Annotated in this window: 9 protein-coding genes; 6 read left to right on the forward strand and 3 right to left on the reverse strand. The window is 61.7% G+C overall.

The features are described from left to right. The first annotated feature begins 27 nt into the window (after window positions 1-27). Together lepA and C8K44_RS11755 are read left to right on the forward strand one after the other, a co-directional pair. On the forward strand, window positions 28-1,836 hold the full coding sequence (gene lepA / locus C8K44_RS11750; RefSeq protein WP_109575966.1) for a translation elongation factor 4: 1,809 nt from the start codon (window positions 28-30) through the stop codon (window positions 1,834-1,836). Between the two features lie 307 nt (window positions 1,837-2,143). Then, on the forward strand, window positions 2,144-4,117 hold the full coding sequence (locus C8K44_RS11755; RefSeq protein WP_109575967.1) for an NAD(P)-binding protein: 1,974 nt from the start codon (window positions 2,144-2,146) through the stop codon (window positions 4,115-4,117). Between the two features lie 125 nt (window positions 4,118-4,242). Here the strand turns inward: C8K44_RS11755 and C8K44_RS11760 are convergent, their stop codons facing one another. From C8K44_RS11760 to C8K44_RS11770, 3 genes are all read right to left on the reverse strand, one after another. Beyond that, window positions 4,243-6,216 (reverse strand): SIR2 family protein, encoded by a 1,974-nt coding sequence (locus C8K44_RS11760; RefSeq protein WP_109575968.1) that lies wholly within the window; start codon window positions 6,214-6,216, stop codon window positions 4,243-4,245. Then, window positions 6,174-6,644: a hypothetical protein gene (locus C8K44_RS11765; RefSeq protein WP_109575969.1), complete on the reverse strand. Its 471-nt coding sequence runs from the start codon at window positions 6,642-6,644 to the stop codon at window positions 6,174-6,176. Before C8K44_RS11765 ends, C8K44_RS11760 begins: the two co-directional genes overlap by 43 nt. A 129-nt stretch (window positions 6,645-6,773) precedes the next feature. Further along, window positions 6,774-7,238 (reverse strand): hypothetical protein, encoded by a 465-nt coding sequence (locus C8K44_RS11770; RefSeq protein WP_109575970.1) that lies wholly within the window; start codon window positions 7,236-7,238, stop codon window positions 6,774-6,776. Between the two features lie 1,010 nt (window positions 7,239-8,248). On the opposite strand from C8K44_RS11770, the gene C8K44_RS11785 reads away from it, so the two are divergent. The 4 genes from C8K44_RS11785 to C8K44_RS11800 all read left to right on the forward strand — a co-directional run. Next, the gene (locus tag C8K44_RS11785) at window positions 8,249-8,608 is read left to right on the forward strand and encodes a hypothetical protein (protein ID WP_146203934.1); all 360 of its coding nucleotides are present in this window, start codon (window positions 8,249-8,251) and stop codon (window positions 8,606-8,608) included. 63 nt (window positions 8,609-8,671) lie between these two features. Then, the gene (locus C8K44_RS11790) at window positions 8,672-9,310 is read left to right on the forward strand and encodes a CDGSH iron-sulfur domain-containing protein (RefSeq protein ID WP_109575973.1); all 639 of its coding nucleotides are present in this window, start codon (window positions 8,672-8,674) and stop codon (window positions 9,308-9,310) included. Between the two features lie 164 nt (window positions 9,311-9,474). Further along, complete coding sequence (locus C8K44_RS11795) at window positions 9,475-11,490, forward strand: hydantoinase/oxoprolinase family protein (RefSeq protein ID WP_109575974.1); 2,016 nt, start codon at window positions 9,475-9,477, stop codon at window positions 11,488-11,490. Window positions 11,491-11,639: 149 nt separating this feature from the next. Next, window positions 11,640-11,826, forward strand: a 187-nt coding sequence (locus C8K44_RS11800) for a hypothetical protein (RefSeq protein ID WP_146203935.1), incomplete at its 3' end; no start/stop codon positions are given.

An 11,826-nucleotide genomic window follows, 5' to 3' on the forward strand; every position in this document is an offset into this window, starting at 1 on the left:
CCTTTCCGCCCCTGCTAAAGCGCGCGCATGACCACACCGCTCGACCACATCCGCAATTTCTCCATCGTTGCCCATATCGATCACGGCAAGTCGACGCTTGCCGATCGGCTGATCCAGTCCACAGGTGGGCTGGAGCTGCGCGAGATGACCGAACAGGTCCTCGACAATATGGACATCGAGCGCGAGCGCGGCATCACCATCAAGGCCCAGACCGTTCGCCTCAACTACAAGGCCAAGAACGGCGAGGACTATGTCCTCAACCTGATCGACACGCCCGGCCACGTCGACTTCGCCTACGAAGTCTCGCGCTCGCTGTCGGCCTGCGAGGGCTCGCTGCTCGTCGTCGACGCCTCGCAAGGCGTCGAGGCGCAGACGCTGGCCAACGTCTACCAGGCCATCGACAACAACCACGAGATCGTCGTCGTCCTCAACAAGATCGACCTGCCCGCCGCCGAGCCCGAGCGCATCAAGGAGCAGGTCGAGGAAGTCATCGGCATCGACGCCTCGCAAGCCGTCTACATCTCGGCCAAGACAGGCCTCGGCATCCCCGACGTGCTGGAGGCGATCGTCACCCAGCTGCCACCGCCGCGCGAGGGCGACGCCGACGCGCCGCTGAAGGCGATGCTGGTCGACAGCTGGTACGACACCTATCTCGGCGTCATCGTCCTGGTCCGCATCATCGATGGCAAGCTCAAGAAGGGCCAGACCATCCGCATGATGGAGACCAACGCCAAATACCTGGTCGAGCGCACCGGCGTCTTCACCCCCAAGATGGTCCAGGTCGACGAGCTCGGCCCCGGCGAGTTCGGCTTCTTCACCGGCTCGATCAAGGAAGTGGCCGACACCCGCGTCGGCGACACCATCACCGAGGACAAGCGCCCCACCGCCAAGGCCCTGCCGGGCTTCAAGCCGGCCCAGCCGGTGGTGTTCTGCGGCCTGTTCCCGGTCGACGCCGCCGACTTCGAGGACCTGCGCGCCGCGATGGGCAAGCTGCGCCTCAACGACGCGTCGTTCTCGTTTGAAATGGAAACCTCGGCAGCGCTGGGCTTCGGCTTCCGCTGCGGCTTCCTCGGCCTTTTGCACCTCGAGATCATCCAGGAACGGCTTGAGCGCGAGTTCAACCTCGACCTCATCGCCACCGCGCCTTCCGTCGTCTACCGCATGAACCTCAACGACGGTTCGACCAAGGAGTTGCACAACCCCGCCGACATGCCCGACGTGGTCAAGATCGCCTCGATCGAGGAGCCGTGGATCCGCGCCACCATCCTCACCCCGGACGACTATCTCGGCTCGATCCTGAAACTCTGCCAGGAGCGCCGCGGCATCCAGGCGGACCTCAGCTATGTCGGCAAGCGCGCCATGCTGGTCTACGACCTGCCGCTCAACGAGGTCGTGTTCGACTTCTACGACCGCCTCAAGTCGATCTCCAAGGGCTACGCCTCCTTCGACTACCACCTCACCGACTACCGCGAGGGCGACCTCGTCAAGATGTCGATCCTGGTCAACGAGGAGCCGGTCGACGCGCTCTCGATGCTCGTCCACCGCACGGCCGCCGAAAAGCGCGGCCGCGTCATGGTCGAGAAGCTGAAGGAGCTGATCCCGCAGCACATGTTCAAGATCCCGGTCCAGGCCGCCATCGGCGGCAAGGTCATTGCGCGTGAGACCATCTCGGCGCTCCGCAAGGACGTCACCGCCAAGTGCTACGGCGGCGACGTCACCCGCAAGCGCAAGCTGCTCGAGAAGCAGAAAGAGGGCAAGAAGCGCATGCGCCAGTTCGGCAAGGTCGACATCCCCCAGGAAGCCTTCATCCAGGCCCTCAAGATGGGCGATAACTAGTCTGCCTTTTTCCTTCTCCCCTCCTGAGCCGCGAGCCTGCCGAGCGGTCGAAGGGGCGGGGAGAAGGTGGCGGGGGCGAGGGCCGGATGAGGGGCGGCGCCAAGCTTGCCGGCTTCGTCCAGGCATCAATGGCGCGCGCCGAAAGGCGGGCCACCCCACCTCATTCCACAGTCATCCCGCAATGCAAACTCGTATTGCACTGCAGCGTCGAATTATTCGCCGCGGCATAGTCTTCGACTGTTCTGTCGATTTACTGACACAGTGAAGATGGCTAGCCTTCCCCTCGCATTCTGCCAGGGGAATCATCATGAACTGGACTGAAAAGGACAAGAAGCTGGGTATGGATCGCGCCATATCCAGGCGCGATTTCATGGACGGCGTGGCGATGGCGATCGGCGGCGCGGTTGCCTTGCGCGCCATGGGCCCCGGCCGGGCGCATGCGCAATCCGCCCCCGTTGCCTACCCGCCCGCAGCAAGCGGCCTGCAGGGCCAGACCGACACTGCCCAAAACGTCATGCACGCCGTCCGCGACGGCACCTACTGGTCCGACGCCGGGCCGGTCACCGCGAGCGCCGAGAGCTACGACCTCGTCGTCGTCGGTGCCGGCATTTCGGGTCTTGCGGCCGCCCACACCTTCCGCAAGCAGGCCGGCGCCGACAAGCGTGTGCTGATCGTCGATCCGCTCGAGGACTTCGGCGGCCACGCCAAGCGCAACGAATTCACCGCCTCGAACGGCGCCAAGCTCATCGGTTATGGCGGCAGCCAGTCGATGCAGACGCCGAGCTTCTTCAGCCCCGCCGTCAACGCGCTGCTCACCGACATCGGCATCGATCCCAAGCGCTTCGAGACCTTCTACGACCAGAAATGGTCCGAGGATCGTGGCCTTGCGGGCGCCATCTTCTTCTCCAAGGAGCAGTGGGGCGAGGACAGGCTGGTCATCCGCTCGGGCAAGCCGTCCGAGTGGGTGGCCAAAACGCCGCTCAACGACAAGGCCAAGGCCGACCTGATCCAGCTCATGGAAGCGCCCGGCGACTATCTGCCCGGCCTGACCAGCGAGCAGCGCCTGGAGAAGCTCGCCGAGATCACCTACAAGTCGTTCCTGCTCGACCACGCCAAGGTCGATCCCCAGCTGGTCGACTATTTCGCCACCTCCACGGCGGGTTATTTCGGCGTCGGCATCGACGCGGCCAGCGCGCTCGACGCCCGCGCCAACGGCAATCCCGGCTTCGACGCAATGGACCTCGGCGAGGACGTGTCGAAATACAACAGCCCCTCGGGCCGTCTCGCCTTCACCGACCCGGACGACTACATCTACCATTTCCCCGACGGCAATGCCGGCATCGCCCGCGCCCTGGTGCGCGCTTTGGTGCCGGCAGCACTCGCCGGCTCGACGATGGAACAGCTTGTCACCGAAAAGGTCGACTATTCGGCGCTCGACAAGCCCGAAAGCCCGGTCCGCATCCGGCTCAACGCGACAGTCGTCAAGGTCGCCCATGACGGCGCTCCCGATGCCGCCAAATCGGTCACCGTCACCTACGCCGACAAGGACGGCAAGCCGGTCAGCGTCAAGGCAGGTAACGTCGTGCTCGCCTGCTGGCACCGCGTCATCCCCTACCTCACCGACGAGCTCGGCCCCGACCAGGTCACCGCCCTCAACGACCAGCAGAAGGTGCCGCTGATCTACACCAACGTGCAGCTGCGCAACTGGCAGGCCTTCGACAAGCTCAAGATCGACGGTTTTCGCGCGCGCGGCGATTTCTGGTCCGGCGCCGAGATCGATTTTCCTGTCTCGATGGGCGACTACAAATTCGCCGACAAGCCGGGCGATCCCGTCATCCTGCACCTCTCCAAGGTGATGACCAGCCCCGGCCTCGCCCCACGCGAGCAGGCGCTCGCCGGCCGCCGCGCCCTGATGACGCTGAGCTTCGAGGAGATGGAGCGCTCGATCCGCGACCTGCTCGGCCGCGCTTTGTCAGGCGGCGGCTTCGACCCCGCCCGCGACATCGAGGCCATCACCTGCAATCGCTGGTCGCACGGCTACGCCTACGAATACATGCGCCCTGGCGACGCCTTCTGGCCCGACGGCCCGCTGCCCATCGAAGCCGCCCGCAAGCCCTGGGGCCGCATCGCAATCGCCAACGCCGACAGCGGCGCCTACGCCTACGCCAACTCGGCCATAGACCAGGGCGTGCGTGCTGTGCGCGATTTGCTCGGAACGCCTGAGGGAGCGCCTGACCATGCACGCTTCCCGGGGCCGCCGGCGGAGAAGATCGGGTTGTAAGGGCGCATCAGGCGCACGCTCTTCCTACTCCCCTCCTGAGCTTGTCGAAGGGACGGGGAGAGGTGGCCCGAAGGGTCGGATGAGGGGCGGAGCAAGCTGATCGGGAGGTGCAAGGAAACGGAATACTAGGTGCCTGCCTGAATCTGCTGAAATTTCAGTTGATACTTTGCGTAAGCTCTAGAAAATTCGGGGTCCAAAGAGTCTGCACTATGATCATGGAAGAGCTTAATCGCGTCGTCGGCGACACTCCAATCGCCAGAAAGTCGCATGAATTGAATACCAGAATCACAATAAATTTCATGCAGTGAGGTGTCATCTGGGAATCGCTCAAGCGACTTCCGTGACATAGTTGCTGCATTACGTACAAGAGTTATCCTATCTTCCGTCATCAGACCGGCCGAATGCCGCGCGCGCTCTAAACTGAGATTTATTTTGAAACGAAGAAGTGGTGCGTCAGCTCGCATGTCTGACTCAAATATCCTGATTTCGTTTGCCGCACGTTCGTACCGGCCCATGCGGATAAGATTGTCGATAAGTCGATGCCTAGGGACTCGTAATGTCGGCGCCTTTGATATTATTTTCGCTAAGATACTGTTCTGACGATCTCGGCTTGCAAGGCGACCTAGTCCCCTTCTGGCGCAAAGCTCCATTAGATTGAGACGCTCAATGTCAAAGGTCGGGTTAACTAGATCAACAAATTTATCATATAGGTCTGCTATTTCGGACTCCGCTGAGAATTTCGATTTCATAATTATTTCTGAAATTACGATGTGACGACCACTCCACGCATATATTCCGAGAGATTTGTTGACCGTGTTCTCAACGACCATCCCGTCCAAGTCGTTAAGTATGTCTGAGATGTCACCCATTGGAATACCAAGCATGCGTATTATCATTTGCCGGTGTAGCTTCAGCCCGGATGCTTCCAATGCAGAAAGAGTTTTATATATTTCTTGGTAGTTCTTTCTAAGCCCTGCAAATTCTTTTAGAACTATTTCGTCAAGTAGCTCGTTTGAGAAGATATTCTTCAAACATACGAAGAAGTCTGCTTCACATTTCTGCTCTAGTCGACGTTGTCTCTCTTGACGAGAAAAGCCTGAGAATTCTTTTTCGACAAGCGAGGATATCGAGCTGTTAAAGTCAAATAAATCTAGCAGGCGCTGAATTTCTGATCGTGACAGCCGCCGAATGTCGATTCTTTTCCCGAAAACAAAAAGGTTTGGGGACTTTGTTCGGTAAGACCATTGCTCAAGCGTCGTTGAAATAACAATCTTGAGGCATCGGTTGGATGAGGCGGAAAGCAAGTCAACAAGTTCATTTATTTCACGGATGTATTTGTGAGCGTTGTCTACGTACAGATAGCCCCGCTCTCCTGAGGTCTTGAGCCGCTCGGCTAGGCTTGCCCAAAGTGACGACTTCAGGTCGGTGCCCTCAACGTGCTCCCATGCATGGCTGCCCGTCCGGAAGGCATTGATGAGGAACTGCCTACAGAGCGTAGTTTTGCCTACTCCCGCTACGCCCAGAACATATACAGCTAGGGCATCATCGACCTCGAAATAGTTCCGCATGAGCGCAAGTGCGTCGCGTTCAAACGTCAGATCGTTTGTAATGTCGGAGTAGGTCGGCGGTGACCCATAAAACATACGGGTTACATCAGTATTGCCGAGTGTTGCAGCGTGCGGAATGTCGACGGTCGTTGGCCTAAGATGGGGGAAAAAGCTGAGAATATCGTCCGTAGCTACGGAAGTCAGGGTGCTAGACGCATTCCGATCCAATGCGGCAACGAAGTCGTCTAGTCCGCCAAAGGCAACTCGTAGGCCGCGTTGTTCGAGCAGAAGAGCTCGATTTTCGTCTGGCTTATACGCAAGTACGTAGATGCGTCCTGGAGAGAACGACGTACGCTTTCTACGTACGGCTTCGTCGATTATCTCCATCAAGTCGGGGTCGGACAGGCTATAGCCAATTATCAATAGATCTGAAGACGAAGTTGTAATTAGGAAGCGCTCGTATAGAGTTTCACGGTATTGTGAACTTATAGTATAGTCTTCCTGTGTGATTATGATTCTAGAAAGATCTCCGTCGACCGTGTCTTTTTCGATGCTCCCGTGAAGCTAAACAATTTCTGTGCATCGTCGTACGATTTATCAAACTCATAGTTTGCACTTATTGTTGATAATTGCTGCCCGGCCTTTGCGTACGACTTCTCAATTACCTTATCGTAGTTTGTCGTAAAAATATCCCGCCACTTGTAATTCGGTATGTTTAATATACCGCCGGTAGGTTTGATCTTCGACAAGAGAGCTCGTAGCTCGCTAATGAGCTTCTCGCGGCTGTGTTTCAACTCGATCAGGGTGGAAACCTCAACTAGATTTAGTCCTGCAGCATCTAGGTGAAAACGTTCTGCTAAAGAATCAGCAAGTCCTTGGCCAGTCGGCGCTCCCGAAGGGAAGGAAGATCCTGCACCAAATAGAATTGCCGTCCGTTCGGTCTGTATCTCTTTACAAAGACTATCCAAGTTAATGGGCATACCACCTTACCTGATGCTGATTCGAGCGAAGTCGATTGCATCGTAAGGCTGTGTTTCGCGTAGTGGTAGTGGGGATTGAGAGTTGGAATTTGCACTCCACATCTATTGTTAGGGGGAGGGTGCTTTCCCTCAACTCCCAAACCGCATCACCCAATTCATCTCCCACGTCTCCCCGTCATCCCTAGACATCGCCTGTTCCCAGCGCGGTTCCTCCCCGCCCGTCCAGACAAACCGCACCTTCACCGGCACATCGCCCTCGACATCATCGCCATAAAATTCGCCGCGACCGTCCGTGAACCGCCCCACCATCGGCGGGAACAGCCTAAAGCTCCTGGTGTCGCTCCAGTAAATTGACCAAAGCCCTGTCTCGGGGTTGTAGAGGCGCAGCGTCATGCCAGTGAAGCCGCGCTCGGGCACCGCCATCTGGTCGAGATTGCCGCCAAATGTGCCGTCGGGCGCCCGCATCACCTTTTCCACACGGGAGAAGGCGGAAAACGTCTCCCACTCGGTCGAGCCGACCAGCCGCTCGCGCAGGCGTTCGTTGGTCACGGTCCAATCGCCGATCAGGAAATCGAAATCGTCAAAGCCGCTCATGCCGTCCTCCTCTGGTTTCCCAGGGATAGCAGATGCCTCCTGACAGGCTTATGTCAGGAGCTGTCAGGGGCGGCTTGACCTTGCCGGCGCGCCGGGCTTGTCTGCCGCCGCGATAACGCCACACCTTCCACCTAACGCCGCTCGATGAAATCGCTCGCCATCCTCCTAGCTCTCGCGACCTTGCCCGCCTGCGCTGCCCACGCCCCGGTGCCGGCGGTACCCGTGGCCGCGCCAGTGTCCGTCATCGCGCCCCATCAGGTGGTCGAGCCGATGCCTGAGGGGGTGAAGCCGCTGACCGTCGAGCAGGACGAGCAGATTTCACGGGGCTGAGCGGGGACAATTTCTCCACGCTTGCAGAAGTTTTTCGCTTTTTTTGCTTCCTATCATTCCTTCGCGCCCCCCTCTGGCCTGCCGGCCATCTCCCCCTCAGGTGGGGAGATCAGGCCTTCATCGCCGCGGCAGCTAATCACTGAGGCAGCATGGGCAAGCCCTGCAATCTTGCAGGATAGGCGCCGCCGTTGACGTGACTAATCTCCCCGCCTGAGGGGGAGATGCCCGGCAGGGCAGCGGGGGGCGTGAAGGAACACAAGCCCTCGGGACCTGCGCCAAGCGCGACCACCCCCCGTGGAAATCCCGCCCCGTTTCTCCACGCCCGCAAAACCTGCGCCATAATCCATCCGTCCCTGCCGCGGGAACACCGGTCATGACGGTGATTGCGTGGGCAGGGGCCGGCGCCTCCGGCAATAGGCCAACGTAGCCTGCTGCCCGGGGAGGTTCCGTCCAAGGGTTCCCCTCCGGGTATTACGGCCCGGGTGCGCTGGACGATGCGCTAGTGGGGCAGGGGCGTTAATGCCCATGCCTGCGGAAGCGGAACGGACGGGAACATAAATCGCCGGACGGGCGGTCGCGAGATCGCACCTAAGATATAGCCGAGCGATCCCGCGACCGCCCGTCTTCCCGACCTTCCCAACAAAACCCGGCTCGGTTCGAGCGCGGCAACGGAGGCGCATGTGTCCGACTGGCAGCATCCCGTCTTTGCCATCCCCGAGATGGAGCGCGAGCCCTCGTGCACCGACGCGCAATGGGCCTGCGTGATGCGCGACCAGCAGCGTCATGCCGAGGTCAAGGGTGCCTATCTCGGCCTGTTCCAGCTTTTGTGCGGCCACCTCGGATTTCACCGCCATTGCCCGCTGCGCGGTTGCCGGCGGCTGAAACGATGTGTCGGCCGCCGCGCCGAGGACGATTGGTCCTTTGCCTTTCGCCCGTTGATCCCGCCCTGCGTGCCGCTGGAGGAAAAGCTCGTCGAGGCGATGCGGGCCGAAATCCGCGCCGAGGTCGCGCGTATCATTGCCGCGAAGGGCGCGGAATGAACCCTTGCCAGTCTCCCTTGGTGGCGTAAGCTCGGCGCCTGACCACGGAGGCAGCGCAACGAAATGTCCAAGGGCATGGTCGAGGGCGAGAAGATCGATGTCGGTTTTTCCGGCCGGCGCTGCATCCATTCGCGCAACTGCGTGCTCGGCAATCCGCATGTCTTCGAGCCCAACGCGCCGGGCGAATGGATCCATCCCGACGCGGCCTCCGTCGAGCAGGTCGTCGCACTTGCCGAAAGCTGCCCCTCGGGTGCCATCACCTACCGCCGCAAGGACGGCGGCCCGCAGGAGGCGCCGCCGGTCGTCAACACCGTGCGCATCCGCGAGAATGGCCCGCTCGCGCTGCATGCCGAGATCTTCTTCAATGGCGAGACCTTCTATCGCGCCACCTTGTGCCGTTGTGGCGCGTCCCAGAACAAGCCGTTCTGCGACGGCAGCCACACCAAGGCAGGCTTTGCCGCCACCGGCGAGCCGGCGCCGAAGGAGTCCCAGCCGCTCGCCGCGCGCGACGGCCCGCTGGTCGTCACCCCCCAGCCCAACGGCAACCTCAAGCTCGAGGGTAATGTCGAAATCGTCACCGGCACCGGCAAGACGGTCGAGCGCGCCACAAAAGTCTGGCTCTGCCGCTGCGGCCACTCGGCCAACAAGCCCTGGTGCGACAACACCCACAAGAGCGTGTCGTGGTCGACCGAAGGTCGATGACAAGCCAACGATTTGGCTTGTCAAGCGACTAAGCGCCCGGAGCGATAGCGGAGGGCAGGCTTCGTCGCGCCTGGCTGAGCCGGTCGTTTGGCCGGGCTGGCCGGTTTCCCTTTGCCGGCCATATCGGCTAGAGCGGGCGGACCACCAAAGCCCGGACCGACTGAATGACTTCCAGCCCCCGCCCGCATCCGCTTTTCCTCGGCATCGACACCGGCGGCACCTACACCGACGCGGTCCTGTGGTCCGAGGACCACGGGGTCGCCGCCAAGGCCAAGGCGCTGACAACTCGCCACGATCTCGCCGTTGGCATTTCGGGCGCGGTGGACGCGGTTTTGGAAAAAGCCCATGTCGACCCCGCCGCCATCAAGCTGGTTTCGATGTCGACGACGCTCGCCACCAACGCGCTTGTCGAGGGCCAGGGCGGGCGCGTGGCGCTGGTCATGATCGGATTTTCCGAGGCCGACCTTGCCCGCGACGGTCTCAAGACCGCCCTCGGCACCGATCCGCTGGTGCTGTGCGAAGGCGGCCACGATGTCCACGGCAACGCCCGGATGCTCGACCTCGCTCCCCTCGAGGCAGCGTTGCCGGAGCTCGAAAAGTCCGTGTCGGGCTTTGCCGTCTGCGCCTATTTCGCCACCCGCAACCCCGCCCACGAGATCGCCGCGCGCGACCTGATCCGCGAGATGACAGGGCTGCCCGTCACCACCAGCCACGAGCTTTCCGCCAAGCTCGGCGGCCCGCGCCGGGCGCTGACGACGCTTCTCAACGCGCGGCTGATCTCGATGATCGACCGCCTGGTCGCGGCGACCGAAGGCTTCCTGGAGGAGCGCAAGATCAAGGCGCCGCTGATGGTGGTGCGTGGCGACGGCGCGCTGGTGTCGGCCGAATTCGCCCGCCAGCGCCCGATCGAGACCATTTTGTCGGGCCCCGCCGCCAGTCTCGTCGGCGCCCGCCACATGACCGGGCTCGACAATGCCGTCGTTTCCGACATCGGCGGCACCACAACCGACGTCGCCGTGCTCGACCATGGCCGCCCGCGTCTCGACCCCGAGGGTGCTACCGTCGGTGGCTTTCGCACCATGGTCGAGGCGGTCGCGATGCGCACCTTCGGTCTCGGCGGCGATTCAGAGGTTTCGTTGGAAGAGGGCGGGCTGAAGCCGAGGATGTCGCTTGGCCCGCGCCGCCTGGTGCCGCTTGCGCTTGCCGGCATGGTCCATGGCGAGGCGGTGACGAACGAGCTGGAGCGTCAGTTGCGCGCGCCCAATCCGGGTCGCATGGACGGGCGCTTTGCCGTCCGCACCGGCGTGCCGGAACATCTGGCCGCCGGGTTGACGGCGCCGGAGGCCAAGCTTTACGACACGATCACGGCGGTGCCTCAGCCCATCGACCGACTTTTGACCTCCAACGCCCAGAGCGCGACGCTCAATCGCCTGGTGTCGCGCGGGCTGGTTCATGTCGCGGGCTTTACCCCCTCCGACGCTGCCCATGTGCTTGGCAGGCAGGCCAATTGGGACGAGGCGGCGGCGAGGCTGGGTGCCGAGCTGTTTGCCCGCAAGCGTGACGGGCGCGGCCAGCCGATCGCGCCTTCGCCCGAAGCATTGTCCGAGCGCGTGCTGGCGACGCTGACCCGCCTCTCGGCCGAGGTGGTTCTCGAAACCGCCTTCGCCGAGGATGGGCTCGATGGGGCGGCGACCGTTGCTCATGCGCTGGTGCAGCGCGCGGTCGACGGTCATGAGGGCATCGCGCGGCTGTCGGTCGCGCTCGACCGCCCGGTGATCGGCCTGGGGGCGTCGGCGCCGCTGCATTATGCCGGACTGCCGCAGCTTGTCGGCAACGAGTGCGTGGTGCCCGAGGATACCGACGTCGCCAACGCGCTTGGCGCGGTCGTCGGCCAGGTCAGGGTGACGGCCGAGGCACGTGTCAGCCAGCCCAAGGAGGGGCTGTTTCGGGTGAGCGTGGGCGAGGTGCTGCGCGATTTCACCGAGGAGGGACCCGCAATGGCGTTGGCCGAGGAGGAGGTGCGCATGATCGTCGCCGCCAAGGCGCGCGATGCCGGCACAGACGCGGCCGAGGTCGAGATCTTGACCGAGATAAACGTGTCGACCGTCGAAGGGCAGCGGATGTTCATCGAGGCGCATGTCGTGGCGATCGCCGCGGGGCGGCCCCGCATAGCCGTCTGACGGCTAAATCGGTTCGCTGCGGCGATAGGCGGCAAGTCAAATGCCGGCTTGCGGCACTGTGCGAATTGACCCTGTGCGCTTTGCGTGCCAAACGCCCGAAAACCTTGTTTTGACCGCCGCAGTGGCGCCGGAATTTTGGAGCTTGTATTATGACCGACCTCGTTGAGCTTTTTGGCCTTCGCATATCTCGCGAACTTCACGACTTTGTTGTTTCGGAGGCTTTGCCGGGGACTGGGGTCGGTGCTGGAAAGTTCTGGGAGGGTTTTGCCGATATCGTGCATGATCTTGGCCCGAAGAACCGGGCGCTGCTCGAAAAGCGCGACGACTTCCAGCTCA

It is taken from the genome of Aminobacter sp. AP02 (assembly GCF_003148805.1).
In the GTDB taxonomy this organism is placed as follows: domain Bacteria; phylum Pseudomonadota; class Alphaproteobacteria; order Rhizobiales; family Rhizobiaceae; genus Aminobacter.

What these genes read in the sequence shown, in the direction of transcription:
- C8K44_RS11755 (WP_109575967.1), top strand. Translation starts at nt 2,144, where the DNA reads ATGAACTGGACTGAAAAGGACAAGAAGCTGGGTATGGATCGCGCCATA.
- C8K44_RS11790 (WP_109575973.1), top strand. Translation starts at nt 8,672, where the DNA reads ATGTCCAAGGGCATGGTCGAGGGCGAGAAGATCGATGTCGGTTTTTCC.
- lepA (WP_109575966.1), top strand. Translation starts at nt 28, where the DNA reads ATGACCACACCGCTCGACCACATCCGCAATTTCTCCATCGTTGCCCAT.
- C8K44_RS11765 (WP_109575969.1), bottom strand. Translation starts at nt 6,644, where the DNA reads ATGCCCATTAACTTGGATAGTCTTTGTAAAGAGATACAGACCGAACGG.
- C8K44_RS11795 (WP_109575974.1), top strand. Translation starts at nt 9,475, where the DNA reads ATGACTTCCAGCCCCCGCCCGCATCCGCTTTTCCTCGGCATCGACACC.
- C8K44_RS11770 (WP_109575970.1), bottom strand. Translation starts at nt 7,238, where the DNA reads ATGAGCGGCTTTGACGATTTCGATTTCCTGATCGGCGATTGGACCGTG.